This is a genomic window from Vibrio sp. C8, assembly GCF_054051265.1.
In genome coordinates, this window is record NZ_JBPAOE010000022.1 from 191,575 (window position 1) to 206,422 (window position 14,848).

The following is a 14,848-nucleotide window of genomic DNA, read 5'->3' on the forward strand; positions in this document are numbered from 1 at the left end:
TTAAAGTAACTTGTAGTGAACTAACGACTGAGCAGCGGCCAACACGGCTTGTTCGTTTGAGCGTGGCTGCCAACCCAACATGGTAAGGGCCTTTTGATTAGACGCCTGTCGATAAACCCCTACCAAAGGTTTAATCGCACGTGCTTTGGGATTGAATAGTGCCACGATTTTTAATAACCAGGTAGGCAGCGCTTTGGTTGAAATATTAGTACTGTGTTGCGGCATGGCTTTTTTCAAATAATGTGCAATATCCATCAACGACATAGTCCCCCCTGCCAGTGCCAGAAAACGTTCCCCTGCAGCCTGCGGTGACAACATGGCTCGTATATGTAAATCCGCTACGTCACGCACATCCACTATTCCCATAATAATATCTGGCAACCTCTGCATTTCGCCGCTCATAAGTTGACGAAGCAATGTATGCCCGGCAGACAGACGCTGATTAATCAAAGGACCAAAAATTCCCATTGGATTAATTACGGTCAACTCCAATCCTTTTCCCTCGTTATGGATATAATCCCATGCAGCCCGCTCTGCCAACACTTTGGACTTATTGTACACAGACAAACCCTTCTGCTTGGGGTTAGTCCAGCTTTGTTCAGTAATAACTTGGCGAGTGTCGGTGTGGCTGTAGCCCACAGCACCAAAATTGGATGTCATCACCACTCGTTTAACACCAGCCTGTTTGGCGAAGGTTAAAACTCTGAGCGAGCCCTCAACCGCAGGTTTAATAACATCATCTTCATTGTTTGGATCGCCCATGGGCAACGGTGAGGCGACATGCAACACATAATCACAACCTTGCATTGCACTTAGCCAATTGCTGTCATTTAGCAAGTCAGCTTCAATAAGACGCAAGTTATCTTGGATTTTTTGGATACCTGCATGTTGCAGCGTCTCAAACAATTGGGTTTGACTACCCAAACTGCGCACTGTGGTGTTTACCCGATAGCCCTGCTGCAATAATTGTATTATCACTTGGGTTGCGACAAATCCCGTGCCACCGGTTACCAATACTGTTTGTTGCATGCTGACCTCATTCATGTTCAATATTTTACCAAGCCAGACCAAACCGTATGGCCTGCGCGGATATTGGCATTATAGAGGTACCTAATAATTTGATGGTTTGCTCAAAAGCTCAGCTTTGTTTTGTCGATTGGCTCACTTAACTAGGTACGATAAATCCTCAGCACATGAAATTATAAAAGTATTAACTGTACATAATGTAGCTTACATTTGGTTACCTGAAACCAACTTATTTAGTTCTCTCGCCAACTTATCTTTACTCAAAAAAGGAGTTTCTAGTACAGTTTTTTCATCGAATGAAAATTTGTAAGGCAATTCATTCGTAAGTTCGCAATTCCCCAAAGTTGTTCAAACAAACGTTGGGAGATTGTGAGTCTGTAAAGAGCTCGCTGACTCGATGATAGACAAAAACGTGCCAGTAGCTTTCCTTATTTAGCCAACCACCAATAACTATAGGTATTGCAAAGAAAGTTGTGGCCAACTGGCGCTAGCAGTAGACTTGCGCTAACTCGAAAACCTGACTTTGGGTACGCATTAAACATGAACTTTTGATGATGCTTACGAAAAATCGATGTTTAATTTTATGGAGATAGATAATGAATGGCAGTTGGGCTAACTTCTTTCCGTACTTTGCTGGGGCTTTTAAGCTTATTGTATTGGGTATTGGAGGCTACTTAGCTATTAAATGGCATTTTGATGAAGAAGCGAGGGTGAGAGAAGAAGAAGGCGTTGTATTTGATAGATCAAGCTACATGAAAAAGATGGCAATGATACTATTCTTTCTAGTCACTTTAGTGATTTTAGTGGTTTATGCTACTAACTGGTTTCTCGACTGACAGGCTGTATTGATACGATCAATGTTTAGTGAATTCAAAGAGCGTACTCACTCTGTTAAGAGACCTGACCGATAAAATAGGTCAATCAAGAAACAAAATGTTGTCAAAACTTTTAAGCTCTGAATTCGTTTCGAGCACTTCTGAGCTAAATTAACGTTAAGCAAACACTCGCAAGCGTTGACCATCAAGGTCTAATGCAACAAAGTTGATACCATATACAGACTCGTCACGCACTTGAGCAAAGGTCATACCTTGCAGTTTCCACTTTTCAAATAGGTTATCTAGGTCGCCGCTATTAGTTACAGGAATAAAAAGTTCTGTTCCTCCACCGCGAAAGTCGGCGATAAAAGCTTTGGATCACACTCGAATGCTTCCGCATAAAAAGCCATGCTAAGTTGAATGTTTTCTACATAAAGAATAAAAAAAGCGAACCCGAAGGTTCGCTTAAACATCGTCAGAGTGTGGAGCAAACTAAACGATTACAACATCGCGACTGATTGTTGAGCAATCACGAACTCTTCGTTGGTTGGAATCACCATCGCCAGTTTAGAGTCGGCTGTAGTCACTGTACCTGACTGACCGAAGCGCGCTGCCGCATTGCCAGCTTCGTCTTCTTGGTAGCCAAATACTTTTAGATACTTCAGGATTTCACTGCGAATTGGCAGTGAGTTTTCACCAATACCACCGGTGAACACAATGGCATCCACTTCTTCACCGATCGCTACCATGTATGAACCTATGTATTTGGCCACGCGGTAAGTGAAAATATCAAACGCCAATTTCGCACGTGGGTTGCCGTTGTCCATCGCTTCCAGCACGCCACGAGCATCGCTGGTGATGCCAGACACGCCAAGGAAACCTGATTTTTTGTTCAGCATTTCAAACAGTTCTTCTTGTTTCCAGCCTTTGCGGAACAAGAATTCGATCACGCTTGGGTCCAAGTCACCACAACGTGTGCCCATCATCAGGCCTGCAAGCGGTGTTAAGCCCATGCTGGTGTCGATGCATTGACCATTTTTAATGGCACTGACTGACGCGCCGTTACCAAGGTGAACGGTAATGAAGTTGCTTTCTTCAACGGGTTTGTTGATGGCTTTCGCTGCTTCACGGCTTACGTAGTAGTGGCTTGTGCCGTGTGCGCCATAACGACGAACTTTGTGCTCTTGGTACAGCTCGTATGGCAGCGCGTAAACGAACGCTTTCTCGGGCATGGTTTGATGGAAAGCCGTGTCGAAAACAGCAAATTGCGGCAGATTCGGGAATGCTTCCATCGCTGCGCGCATACCCGCCGCGTTGGCTTTGTTGTGCAAAGGTGCTAGTTCAGCAAGACGCTCAACGTCAGCAATCACTCCTTCATCCACACGAACAGTTTCTTTAAAGGTTTCGCCACCCGCGACGATACGATGACCCACAGCGACAAACTTAGAACTTAGGCCCAGTGTTTCAAGCAGTGCCACAACGCGGTTAACTGCGTATTTATGATGATTCCCGCCAGCAGGAATCGCTTCTTCGGTTTTCTGACCCTGGTATTTCCAGCTGATAACCGCTTCCGGCAAACCAAAACATTCTCCAAGACCCGACACCAAAGCATCACCGCTCTTTGAATCAATGACCGCGAATTTAAGTGAGGAGCTACCTGAGTTGATGACCAACACATACGAGTTCGACATGGGGTTGTATCCTGTTTCCGACTGAGGGTTCGAAGCCTGCGCTTCTCCATTTACAGACTCCCATTATTCAATAATTTTTGAATCTTTCAACTTTGTTTTAATTTTTTGAGGCAACTCTCGTGATTTTTATTGATCTCTAGCAAAATTTTATTTCTTTTGACTTATGAAATATTTAATTTGCGCCTCACTCCAACTATAGACCACTGAACAAAAAAACCGCCTACAATTGCTTGTAAGCGGTTGAATTACCTAGACTATTATTTTGTTAGCACACTTAAGTCGATATGCTATTAGTTACATTTAGTACTTAAGTGGTAGGACGTCGTTAGAACTGATAAGCCGCCGAAATTTTATAGCTTCTTCCAGGTTCATAATCATCCGTGGTCGCGCCACGCGCTGCTCCCAGACGTGATGCGTGAGAGACGTAAAGCTCATCAAAGATGTTTTCAATACCAACAGTTACGATCAAATCGGGGATTTGATGAGGGATCCACTGTGCATGCATGTTATGTACGTCGTAGCCTTGTTTGATGTCCGCGCCTGTCATCACGTTATCTTCATCAAGAACAACAATCGACGTCCAACCGAACATCGTATCAATAGAATCCGCTTGATAACCTAAAGTAAGAGCAAAGCTATCGCCCATGTCAGCGCTTGAACCATATGAGTCAGGCATTGGCCCACCATTCGTGACATCATTTGCTTCGGATCGCGCATAAGATAGCTTGGAGCTAAACATCTCGTAAGCGTATGTCGCGCTGACCTCCAGACCTTTGATTTCCATATCACCAGCATTGCGGATGCGATAAGTACTGGTAGCGTTATCCCAATCTGTTGAGATGTAGTCATCAATCTGCGTCTTAAACAGCGTAATGTTCATGCCCAAGAAGTGATCGTTCAATTTCTTGTCGAACCTTACACCGGCTTGAGTATTCAAGCCCGTTTCCGCTTTAATATCATCTGCTAAGTAAGCGACATCCTGATATCTGACGAAGGTTTCCAATAACTCAGGTCCTTTGAACAAAGAACGAGCGTTGGCAAATAAAGTCCAGTCCTTGGTTACATCCCACTCGGTTCCTAAAGACCAAGTCACATCATCAAAGCTGTTGTCTGAATTCACCGCTTTGCGTTCAAAATCGTCAAAACGCAACCCTGCTGTAACAGACCATGCCTCTGTCACATAGAGTTTATTTTCCGCAAACAGAGCCGTTGAAATTGCCGACTCTTCCATAAATTTGGAGCCACCGTAGGCACTTTCACTGGTTTGATCGATATAGTCTGCGCCGTACGTCACTTGGTTATTTAGGCTTGCGACTTGGTAATCAGACTGGAACTTTATGTTTGCACCAATATTTCTGTTGGTTGCGGTATTTCTAGAATGACGAACAGGAGACCAACGGCTGGTAATCACGGATTCATCACGATCAATTTCTGTTTCGCTGCTATACAGCGTGATTTTTCCTTTGTGATGCTCAGTGTCCAGTTCATATGAACCAGTGATGGTGTCACGATCGTATTTCGTCGGTACGAGCTCATTACCCGTTAATGTCAGATTGGCACTACCAGCCATATCTGGACGAGGGCTGTAATCACCTTTGTCGCGGTACACATCATAGGAAAGCTGGAATCGATGCCCCAATGCAGGTTCAAAACCAATTTTACCCAGCATGTTGTATGTATCTCCATCCGCTCCGATAGTTTCATCACCTTTGCCATCTTCAAAGTTGTCACGCGATATTTGCTGCCCATAGATCATGGCATCAACCTTATCGCTTAATTGACCATAGACGGTGACAGAACCCTGTTGGTTTGCGTTGGACGCATAACCTGCGAATACTCGCGCACCAAATAACTCGTCATAGCGAAGCAGATCTTTGGCGTTTTTGGTTTCGAAATAAACAGCACCACCTAGCCCGCCAGAGACCACTGAGTTGTTACCCACTTGGATATCTGCTGATTTGAGAATATCAGGGTTTAAAGTCAGGCTGCCGATATGATGGAACATGTTCGCATGTTGAGAAGCACCGTCTAAACGGATATCTAGGTCACTTTCACCCAAACCACGAATATTGATACGTTGATTTACCGAGTGGGTTCCGCCAACATCCACGCCGGGAATATCACGCAATAAGTCGGACATATGATCCGCTTGTTTAACCGAAAGATCATCGGTCGTTAGAGATTCCGAATTACTCGATACTTTTGTTCCCCAGACAACAACCTGTTCTTGCTGAGTCTCTTCCTGCTGGGCGAACACTCCTCCACTCAACACAGAAGTAATCGCCAAACATACCACTGACTTCTTATTCGGATACATATCCTTTAGTTCCTTTCACTTATGCATAAAATACAAATGATAATCGTTATCAGTAATGTTAATATGTATGCGGTAAAGTAGGAACCTGAATAGCTTATGCAAAATCGCATAACAGTTATGAGATTTGATGATGGAAACGAATGTAACTGCAAAAAGCCAGCCCGGAACAAAAGTCGTTCTGACTCAGAAGATTCGAGATAGCGATCAACAGACGATAGTGACACAGCGTAAGAATTCTCCGCTCTCGCTAGCGCGAGGAGAATTTATCAGCCATACCTGTGAAGGCATATTTTCCCTTCACGGCGGAGCCAGCTATGAGTTACAAGACTCGCAGGTTGTTTGTACCAGTGAAGCTTCGACTATCATCACCTTGCTCATAGAAGGAAACCTGCAATTTGGTTACGACGATTTAGAGTTCACCTTAGATGCCAGTGCTGAGCCTCAAGCTCTTATCGTCAATTTGGCGCAACCTTGTAACTTCCATCGACGCTTAGTCAAAGGAAGCCACATCGTAAAACTCAACTTAGTCATATCACCGCAATGGATAGCAAACCGAATCAAAGAGGCATGCCCTGCAAGCCAGTTTGTCTCCACCCATAAAGCAGCAGCAATGGTGAACTTTACCAGCGAGATGCTTGAGGCAACAAAGAAGGTGCTTTCCCTGTCTGCACCCAAAACACTCAACGACTATATTCAGCTTGAAGCCAGAAGTTTTTCATTGATTCAGATGTGTATTGAACAGCTCGCTGATAAACCCACTGCGGAATCCCCTGCTTGCTGTTCCACCTATAATGATTCTATCGGCAAAGCGATACATTACATTGAACAACACCTATCAGAAGATATCCGGCTAGAAAAGCTGGCTCAACAGATGGCAATGAGTGTTTCAAGCTTACAAAGCAAGTTTAAACAGCAACTTGGTATGACAGTGGCAAACTATACTCGTGACCGCCGTTTGCATATCGCTCGAAAGCACTTGGAAAAAGGGTACTGCAGCATTACCGAAGCCGCGTATGAGGCGGGTTATCATCATCCGTCAAACTTTTCAGCGGCATTCAAGAAAGCCTTTGGTGAATCACCGCAGGCTTTTATGCAAAATAAGACCGAATAGAAGAGTGAGGTTGTTAAGTGTGATACAGGCACATCAGTTTGCCTTCCATTTCTACCACCCTAAATGGTGTTTCGTAGATATTACTCAACACCTGCGCTTGGATGACTTCTTCAACGCTGCCTGATGCCACCATTTCACCTTTTTTCATCGCGATAATCCGGTCGGAATAGCAGGAAGCAAAGTTGATGTCATGGATAACCACAACTACCGCTTTGTCCAACTCATGCGCGAGACGCTGAATAGTCGACATGATTTGCAGTGAGTGTTTGATATCAAGGTTGTTGAGCGGCTCATCCAAGAAGACATAGTCTGTATCCTGAGCAATTACCATGGCAATAAACGCAAGTTGACGCTGACCACCACTGAGTTCATCAAGATATTTGTGTTCAATATCAGACAAGTCCAGATACTCAATAGACTGATCAATCACTTGCTGGTCGTCTTGAGTCAGTTTGCCTTTTGAATAAGGAAAACGTCCAAACGAAACCAGTTCCCGAACAGTGAAACGCATGGTTAAGCTGTTCGCTTGACGCAATACAGAAAGCTTTTTAGCCAATGCTTTGGTATCCCAATCCACCAGCTCTCGGTTGTCTATCCAAACTTCACCAGCATCACGATTGATTAACCGGCATGCCATCGATAGCAACGTGCTTTTCCCTGCACCATTAGGGCCAATAATTGAGGTAACTTTCCCTTTCTCAAATTGAGTACTCGCAGCGTTGACTACCGTTTGTTGACCAAACATTTTGGTCAGATTTTTCAATTTGATCATTGCTAAACCACTTTGTTACGAATTAAGAGTGAAAGGAAATAGATACCGCCAATAAAGTTAATGATGACACTTAAGGTGGTACTGAAATGGAACACTTTCTCGACCATCCATTGCCCCGCTAACAGCGCAGCAACCGACATTGCAGAACAGGCCAGAAGCAGAACTCGGTGCTGATAAGATTTAAACCACTCACGAGTCAGGTTGGTTACCAACAAACCAAAGAACATGATAGGGCCAACTAGAGCTGTAGAGATCGATATCAAGAAAGCACTTAACAAGAGAACATTACGCGTCATTTTACGCACATCTACACCAAGGCTGATGGCGTTGTCTTTATCGAGCCAGAACACATCCAAAGTCCGGTTCATACTAAACAGCGCAACCGATGCCAGCAGAAGTAACGGTGTTGCAAAGTACACCAGATCAACATTCACATTGTTGAAACTGGCGAACATAGTGACTTGCAAAGAGGCAAAATCGTTCGGGTCCATCAACATAATGAAAAATGAAGCGATGTTAGAAAAAAGCTGTCCAAAAATGACGCCCAATAGCAGCAACATCATCAGGCTCTGATTCTCTTTACGGAAATAGAAAGCAAACAGCAAACTGGAAAAAAGCAGCATCACTGACACAGACAATGAAAAATTCAAATACGCATTCAATATAAAGCTACTTAAGCCGCCAAATGCAACCACAATGCAGGTTTGAGTCAGCAAATAGAGGGAATCAAAACCCATAATGCTTGGCGTTAATATCCGGTTGTGGGTAATGGTCTGGAAAGCCAGTGAGGACTGGGCAATTGCAATACCAGCTATCACTATCGCCAACACTTTGGGTACTCGGCGCGAAAGAAAATACTGGTAATTGTCAGCGGTTAAACCCAAACCAATAAACAATCCAATAAATACCATCGACACTAAAATCAATAAGGCTAATTTAATTCTATCCTGCATGACGCATACCTTTTGTAATCAGCAGAATAAACGCGATGCCACCTAACATACTGATGATCATAGAAATCGGAACTTCATAGGGGAAAATAATCACTCGGCCAGCTAAATCGCACAGCAACACCAGAAGCGCGCCGAAAGCGGCGGTACGCGGAATGTTTGCCCGAAGATTATCGCCATAGAAATGGCTCACCACGTTCGGCACAATTAGCCCAAGAAACGGAAGCTCTCCCACAATCATGACAACACTGGCAGACAACACCGACACCAGACAAACCCCGATCACCAGCACTTGGTTGTAGTTCAAACCAAGGTTTACAGCGAAGTCTTTGCCCATACCGACCGCCGAAATACGCGCCGCATATAAGTAGCTAAACACCGCAATCGGAATAGCGATGTAAAGCAGTTCAAAATCTCCTTGCAGAATGTTGGCAAAGTTCGCCACTTTCCATGCAGAGAGGTTTTGGAGTGCATCGTATTTGTAAGCGACAAAAGTGGCGGTTGAATCCACGACATTGCCAAATACGATACCGATTAAAGGAACAAAAATGGCGTTCTTGAACTGAATGCTCTGGATAAACCAGACGAAAACCAACGTACCGAACATAGCCACTGAAAAAATGAGCCACAAATGTGTGCCATTACCAAATAAGACCAAGCTCAACACATACCCCAACATGGCGCACTCGATAGTTCCCGATGTGGAAGGCGCAGCAAAACGGTTTTGACTCACCTGTTGCATAATCAAACCAGCGATACTCAGACCCGCTCCCGCCAATAGAATAGCGAGTAAACGAGGTAAGCGGCTCGTCCATAGTAACTGCCATGACATAGGATCATGATTGAGAAGAGAAGTGAGAGAGAGGTTACCGACGCCCACAAACAGTGATGCAACGCTAACCAACATTAAAGCAAGCAATAACCTTTTCAAAGTTAACCTCAGCTATGAGGCATGCTCCCATAACCGTATTAAGGTAAAGAAGCCGCCTCTCTTATAGTTTAAAAATGACGCTGAGTCGGACTAAAGACCAACAGATTTTTCCATATCAGAGATCATCTGCTCCGTGGCTTTCACACCAGCAATAGACAGATACCATGCATTCAAATCAAGAAATGCAATGCTGTTGTTTTTGTACGCTTGAGTCGTTTTGATTAAGTCGTTGTAAAACTCTTTGCTGCCCTGATCATCATTTGGATTAGTCAGCTTGTTACGGTCGATAACCAGCAACACTTTCGGGTCGTTTTCACGAATAAACTCGTAGGAAACCAAGTCTCCGTGACTACTGTTCTTTTTGGTTGGAACGGTCTCTTTGAATCCAAAGTCTTGATAAATAGAAGAAAAACGTGAATCAGCGCCAAATGCCGTAATGTTGCCACCGTTGGTCATTACCGTCATCGCATCCAAATTGTGGTTTTGGTTGTAGGCACGCACCGCTTGGAACTTCTTATCAAGTTGGTCAATTTTTTCATCGACTTTGTTTTCGATGTCGAACACTTTGCCTAGGTTTTTCCATTGCTCCTGAGTGCTTTGCCAGTAGCCTTTGTTAGAATCCACGGCAAAGACAATCGTTGGTGCAATTTTAGTTAGCTCGCCATAACTCTTTGCTGCACGAGGGCCAATCAAAATCAGTTCTGGTTTAAGTGTGTAGATTTTTTCAAAATCCGGTTCAAACAGTGAACCCGCAGCGCCATATTTTTCTGCTTTGTATTTTTCCAAGTAGTTAGGAATTTGTGGCACTTTAGAGATCGCAATCGGCTCAATACCAAACGTGTCTACGGCATCCAATACGCCCAGCCCAATAACAACTACTCGTTGAGGATTCTGCTCTAGCGTGGTTTTACCCATGCTGTGTTCAACAGTTACGGATTCGGCGTGTGCCGTCATAGATAGGAGAATGCCAACAGTAGCCAAACTGATACGCTTTTTCATTCGGGTTCCTTTTTTAATTGCGAAGATTATTGATAATCATTTTTATTTGCATCGAACTATAACGTTCAAAAGATTGATTGGCAACTGTAATCACAGAGGCAAAAAGGACGTGAAATGAGCTTTAGAACAACTTCAAAAAAGTGGTGATGAAAAAGGATTCCTTCAAGAAATGCTTGAGCGGAACCCTTTGAAAATGAGGAATTAAATTTGGTAGGTTTGACAATGATTACCCAAAATATGGGTAATGGTTTGAGGCGCTACGCTCTCCCAACCGGGTTCACTTGCCAGAGGCTCTGACGCTAGAATGATATCTTCGCCTTGTTTCTTTACAAATACCGTTGGTGGTTGCTGATCCGAGCTATAGCGAACCAACCAGAATTGCTCGCCATCTGAGACACAAATAGATGCTTTAAAAGGTTCGGTTACCCCTTTTTTGGCCATCGTTTGCTCTATGTCGTAAATGGTTTTGCGGATGGCTGCCACAGGCTGTTCAAACAAGCCATTCATCATCATCAGCAAAAAGATTAATTCACTGTCGGTGCTGCCGTGCTGCTTGATATAGATTTCTTCCGGCAACATGCGTTCTAACGAGTATTTCACTTTGGCAAATTCGCCAATCTGTCCGTTATGCAAAAACATCCAGTTATCGATGATAAAAGGGTGGCAGTTGCTACGTGAAACGCGACTCCCCGTAGACGAGCGCACATGAGCCATAAAGCGGTGTGAACGAATATGATGCGCTAGAGAGCGCAAGTTCTCGTCGCCCCATGCCGGTAACACTTCATGAAACTGTCCCGGTGTTGAACGCTCGGTATACCAGCCTAATCCAAACCCGTCAGCATTGACTCGGGTAACCGTTTTTCGAGCTTCGATACTTTGATGAACAAGAGAGTGTTCAGGGTGGAAAATAAGCTCATCTAAATAGATAGGGCTTCCCTGATACGCGAGCCAACGGCACATAAAACACGCAATCCTATAACGACAAAAACGATAATTAACCACGAATTTTGTGAGGCTGCAACGATCACATATAGGACAAAAGTGCTTGCTGTATATAGCTTGTAAGAGGTTTAAGTTTGTATTCTGCGCTCTACAGAAGTTTTGAGCGCAGAATATAAAGACCACAAAATTAGTGCAGTTTAAATTGAGCCATTTCGCTATTTAATTCGGTTACACGATCCCGAATTTGCAGTGATGTTTTGTTCGCATTCTGGCTGATGGAATCCACATCTTTCATTGAAGTCGACACGTTCTGCATATGTTCGGTAATCAAACGCGTTGCTTCAGATTGCTGATTAGCCGCAGCCGCCAGCTGTAACATTTGTTCATTCAGAGCAGAAATTTGATCGGTCGAATTAACCAACTTGATCACCGCTTCTTCAATGTGTTCTGAGCCCTGTTCTGCCATCTCTTGACTGCGTTGAATTTCTTTCACTACAGACCCTGTAGCACTCTGAATTGCATTGACAATGCTATTGATTTCGGTGGTTGACTTAGTCGTGCGAGACGCCAGCATACGCACCTCATCAGCAACCACAGCAAAACCTCTGCCTGCTTCACCAGCTCTCGCCGATTCAATCGCCGCATTGAGCGCCAGTAAGTTGGTCTGCTCTGCTAATCCTTCAATCACTTCGGTCACTTTACCAATCGCTTGGCTTTCTAGATTCAACTTCGCCACCAGCTCGCTCGTTACTTCTATCGTTTTATGCAAAGAAGCCATGGTCGCTTTGTTTTGCTCAAGGGACTCACGACCTAAAGTTAACTCGTGCTGGCTGTCCGACAGGGTTTCTACCGAGCGTTGCGCCTGATCAAGTGTATGCTGCGTTGACTGAGCGACATCTTCGAGCTCCGTCTCCATTTGCTCGATACTTTGTTCCTGATTTTTCACTTGGCTAAGCGTTTGCTGGCTGGATGTGAGTAACGCTTGCATACTGTCATTCACCTGCCCTGCTTTATCTGTTACGCCTTTGACGATATCGGATAGAGCTTGATTCATGCTATTGATTGAAACGGTTAATGCTGACAACTCATCGCTTCCCTTCACTTCCAATGGTTGTTGAGAAACATCGCCAGAAGCAATCAGCTGTGCTCGTTTTGATATTAGCGCCACACGACGACCAATGCTGCGCCCCATGTAGGTTGAAACCACCAGTGATGCAATCACCACCAAGATCAGCGCCACTACTAGAATAGTCAGAACTTGATGTACAGATTGGTTAATACCCTCACCGCTCTTATCCGCTTTACTTTGTTGAGCCGCGACCACAGCTTCCAAACTGATATCCAGTTGTTCAGCGGCAGGCACCAGAACATTCGCCATCTCTTGGTTAACTAGGTTCCAATCTGGCGACTGACGAAGCGCAATGGTTTGGTCGGCAAGCGGAAAATACAACTGCTGCATCTCTTTAAATAGTTCCCAAAGTGACTTGTCATCTTCGTTCAACAAATCGATTTTGCTTTCTATCTCACTCACTGACTGCTTATGAGCTTTGATAAAATCTTGATACTTTGTCAGATAGTCAGGGTCGCCGTACAAAAGAAAATCACGCATGGCAGACAGCGCATTTGCCAGCGAGTTATAACTATCCGCATAGACTTTAAACAGACGCTTGCGCTCTTCACCCTCTTTGTTTGAAGATTCCGCATTCAGCAGCCCTTGAATCTGATCCAATGCCACTTCAGCAATTGGCGCCGCTTCACTAATAAACAGATTATGCGCAGGCAAATTCTCAGGCGTATGAGTCATCTCGACGATTTTGTTTACCGAGGCTTTCACTTCATTCCAATGCGTAACTACATTCTGATAGTCCTGCTGTTGAATAAGCGTTTCTAAAATCGGCAGGGATTCATCTGTCTGAGAAATTATCGTATTGATTTTGGTCTTGAGGTTTTCTCCCGTCTGCTCGTCACTGCCCAATAGCATATAGGCGCGAACAGTAGAAAGTGTTGCCTGAATAGATTGCTGAATCGCTCGCGAGGTATCGACGGTTGGCAAATCAGACTGAAGAAGTGAATTGGTATGAGTCTCTAATACTGAGACATTTCGGTAGGTAACGACCGCAGAAACCGTAAATAACACGGCTAAAAGTAAAAAACTTAACTGCAACTTCCCTGAAATCGTCAGCTTCATCCTTGAGCTCCTGTACAACTTTTTTGAAACTATAACGTTAATTAAAGGTTAACGGTATTCACAAATAAAACTTGAGGCGCGTTTGGTTAGTGTTTGTACAATTTACGTATGATATCCGGTATTTTGATAGCAAATGACCTTGCTTCTGAATCTATGCTCCCAATGAATACATCAAAAGTGATGGCGCAAGCACGCAAACCACAAACGCGGGATGGGTTAAAGCAGAATAACGGAAATGAATCAGCAATGGGGCTGCTACAAACAGGGTGATCAGCACGGGGATAGTATCAACATCAATCACAAAGTGAATTATCACCAAAAGCAGCGCAAGACTCAGTATGGACAGGTAAGGCACAAGTACTTTTTTACCTAAAAGAAGCATGAATAAAAACGTCGCCAAAAAAGAAAACATCATGAAAACCTCAATTAATAATAATTATCATTTAGATTTAAATGATAAGTTGAGTCCTGAGGTAAATCAAGCAGCAAAATGAGTTTTACTTGTCTCGTTTGATTGACTGAAAAGAGTGGTAGAAAGGTTAATAGAGAGTTCGTTCAACAAGAAGCGGGATCAAAAAGAGCAGCGGTTTGTCGCTGCTCTTAGTATTGAAAGTCGTATGTAAAACTTTGCTTTTACTATAGCGTCACTGTCCGTATTGGTTATTTCGCTGACAATGCCTGATCTGAAAATTTCACACCAGCCCAGCCAAAACGGATGAAATTACGGATATTTTGATGGTCATCGTTATCTGGATTTTCTAGTACATCTTTACGATAGAAATCACCAAAGCACGCCAGTGTTTGTTCCACAGACAGCTGTTGCAACTGTGCAAAAGCAAAAATTTTGCACGAACCGTTATTTTGATTCTCAGCATTGACTGTTTCGCCATTAACGAATGCGGTTGGCGTGAATTCAAAATTCTCATCGATGGTCGCGATGACTTCCTGAAACTCTACTTGCTCTGGCTGTAGAGTTAACTTTTCAATTAGGGCTGCAATTTCCATATGTATCGTTCTATCCAGTTAAAAGTGGTATCTAGTTAACGTTCTGTCTAAAAAACAAAAAGGCAGTCTAATGAAAAACTGCCTTGATGCAAACCCGCTTA

General features: G+C 43.8%; 13 protein-coding genes and 1 pseudogene. 2 read left to right on the forward strand and 12 right to left on the reverse strand.

The window, feature by feature from the left end; all coding sequences use genetic code 11:
- The gene (locus ACRQQK_RS12250) at positions 1-1,029 is read right to left on the reverse strand and encodes an SDR family oxidoreductase (RefSeq protein ID WP_457511776.1); all 1,029 of its coding nucleotides are present in this window, start codon (positions 1,027-1,029) and stop codon (positions 1-3) included.
- Positions 1,030-1,622: 593 nt separating this feature from the next.
- Here ACRQQK_RS12250 and ACRQQK_RS12255 point away from each other — a divergent pair.
- The gene (locus ACRQQK_RS12255) at positions 1,623-1,862 is read left to right on the forward strand and encodes a hypothetical protein (protein ID WP_457511778.1); all 240 of its coding nucleotides are present in this window, start codon (positions 1,623-1,625) and stop codon (positions 1,860-1,862) included.
- A 156-nt stretch (positions 1,863-2,018) separates the two neighbouring features.
- Here ACRQQK_RS12255 and ACRQQK_RS12260 read toward each other — a convergent pair.
- The 3 genes and pseudogenes from ACRQQK_RS12260 to ACRQQK_RS12270 form a co-directional block, all read right to left on the reverse strand.
- Positions 2,019-2,314: pseudogene (locus tag ACRQQK_RS12260) on the reverse strand (glyoxalase).
- A gap of 27 nt (positions 2,315-2,341) precedes the next feature.
- The gene (locus ACRQQK_RS12265) at positions 2,342-3,532 is read right to left on the reverse strand and encodes an acetate/propionate family kinase (RefSeq protein ID WP_457511779.1); all 1,191 of its coding nucleotides are present in this window, start codon (positions 3,530-3,532) and stop codon (positions 2,342-2,344) included.
- A gap of 325 nt (positions 3,533-3,857) precedes the next feature.
- Positions 3,858-5,849: a TonB-dependent siderophore receptor gene (locus ACRQQK_RS12270; RefSeq protein WP_457511781.1), complete on the reverse strand. Its 1,992-nt coding sequence runs from the start codon at positions 5,847-5,849 to the stop codon at positions 3,858-3,860.
- 127 nt (positions 5,850-5,976) lie between these two features.
- On the opposite strand from ACRQQK_RS12270, the gene ACRQQK_RS12275 reads away from it, so the two are divergent.
- A complete protein-coding gene (locus tag ACRQQK_RS12275) occupies positions 5,977-6,960 on the forward strand; it encodes a helix-turn-helix transcriptional regulator (protein ID WP_457511783.1) in 984 nt (327 codons plus the stop codon).
- A 13-nt stretch (positions 6,961-6,973) separates the two neighbouring features.
- Here the strand turns inward: ACRQQK_RS12275 and vctC are convergent, their stop codons facing one another.
- The 8 genes from vctC to ACRQQK_RS12315 all read right to left on the reverse strand — a co-directional run bounded on the left by vctC (position 6,974) and on the right by ACRQQK_RS12315 (position 14,747).
- Positions 6,974-7,732 carry an iron chelate ABC transporter ATP-binding protein VctC gene (vctC, locus tag ACRQQK_RS12280; RefSeq protein ID WP_457511785.1) on the reverse strand — a complete coding sequence of 253 codons (759 nt, stop codon included), beginning with the start codon at positions 7,730-7,732 and terminating at the stop codon, positions 6,974-6,976.
- 2 nt (positions 7,733-7,734) lie between these two features.
- Positions 7,735-8,685, reverse strand: a complete 951-nt coding sequence (vctG, locus tag ACRQQK_RS12285; protein ID WP_042479832.1) for an iron chelate uptake ABC transporter permease subunit VctG — start codon at positions 8,683-8,685, stop codon at positions 7,735-7,737.
- Positions 8,675-9,613, reverse strand: coding sequence for an iron chelate uptake ABC transporter permease subunit VctD (vctD, locus tag ACRQQK_RS12290; protein WP_457511787.1), 939 nt, complete (start codon positions 9,611-9,613; stop codon positions 8,675-8,677). The genes vctG and vctD overlap by 11 nt, the downstream gene beginning before the upstream one ends.
- 90 nt (positions 9,614-9,703) lie before the next feature.
- A complete protein-coding gene (locus ACRQQK_RS12295; RefSeq protein WP_457511789.1) occupies positions 9,704-10,612 on the reverse strand; it encodes a siderophore ABC transporter substrate-binding protein in 909 nt (302 codons plus the stop codon).
- Between the two features lie 201 nt (positions 10,613-10,813).
- Entirely contained in the window at positions 10,814-11,572 is a 759-nt protein-coding gene (locus ACRQQK_RS12300) for a class II glutamine amidotransferase (protein WP_457511791.1), read from the reverse strand.
- A 169-nt stretch (positions 11,573-11,741) separates the two neighbouring features.
- A complete protein-coding gene (locus tag ACRQQK_RS12305) occupies positions 11,742-13,742 on the reverse strand; it encodes a HAMP domain-containing methyl-accepting chemotaxis protein (protein WP_457511793.1) in 2,001 nt (666 codons plus the stop codon).
- Between the two features lie 151 nt (positions 13,743-13,893).
- On the reverse strand, positions 13,894-14,157 hold the full coding sequence (locus tag ACRQQK_RS12310; RefSeq protein ID WP_457511795.1) for a hypothetical protein: 264 nt from the start codon (positions 14,155-14,157) through the stop codon (positions 13,894-13,896).
- Positions 14,158-14,402: 245 nt separating this feature from the next.
- Entirely contained in the window at positions 14,403-14,747 is a 345-nt protein-coding gene (locus ACRQQK_RS12315; RefSeq protein ID WP_457511797.1) for a HopJ type III effector protein, read from the reverse strand.
- Positions 14,748-14,848: the final 101 nt, after the last annotated feature.

Bases quoted from the DNA above. Each gene is read 5' to 3' on its own strand.
- ACRQQK_RS12250 (WP_457511776.1), bottom strand. From the start codon at position 1,029: ATGCAACAAACAGTATTGGTAACCGGTGGCACGGGATTTGTCGCAACC.
- vctC (WP_457511785.1), bottom strand. From the start codon at position 7,732: ATGATCAAATTGAAAAATCTGACCAAAATGTTTGGTCAACAAACGGTA.
- ACRQQK_RS12305 (WP_457511793.1), bottom strand. From the start codon at position 13,742: ATGAAGCTGACGATTTCAGGGAAGTTGCAGTTAAGTTTTTTACTTTTA.
- ACRQQK_RS12310 (WP_457511795.1), bottom strand. From the start codon at position 14,157: ATGATGTTTTCTTTTTTGGCGACGTTTTTATTCATGCTTCTTTTAGGT.
- ACRQQK_RS12295 (WP_457511789.1), bottom strand. From the start codon at position 10,612: ATGAAAAAGCGTATCAGTTTGGCTACTGTTGGCATTCTCCTATCTATG.
- ACRQQK_RS12275 (WP_457511783.1), top strand. From the start codon at position 5,977: ATGATGGAAACGAATGTAACTGCAAAAAGCCAGCCCGGAACAAAAGTC.
- vctG (WP_042479832.1), bottom strand. From the start codon at position 8,685: ATGCAGGATAGAATTAAATTAGCCTTATTGATTTTAGTGTCGATGGTA.
- ACRQQK_RS12270 (WP_457511781.1), bottom strand. From the start codon at position 5,849: ATGTATCCGAATAAGAAGTCAGTGGTATGTTTGGCGATTACTTCTGTG.
- ACRQQK_RS12315 (WP_457511797.1), bottom strand. From the start codon at position 14,747: ATGGAAATTGCAGCCCTAATTGAAAAGTTAACTCTACAGCCAGAGCAA.
- ACRQQK_RS12265 (WP_457511779.1), bottom strand. From the start codon at position 3,532: ATGTCGAACTCGTATGTGTTGGTCATCAACTCAGGTAGCTCCTCACTT.
- ACRQQK_RS12255 (WP_457511778.1), top strand. From the start codon at position 1,623: ATGAATGGCAGTTGGGCTAACTTCTTTCCGTACTTTGCTGGGGCTTTT.
- ACRQQK_RS12300 (WP_457511791.1), bottom strand. From the start codon at position 11,572: ATGTGCCGTTGGCTCGCGTATCAGGGAAGCCCTATCTATTTAGATGAG.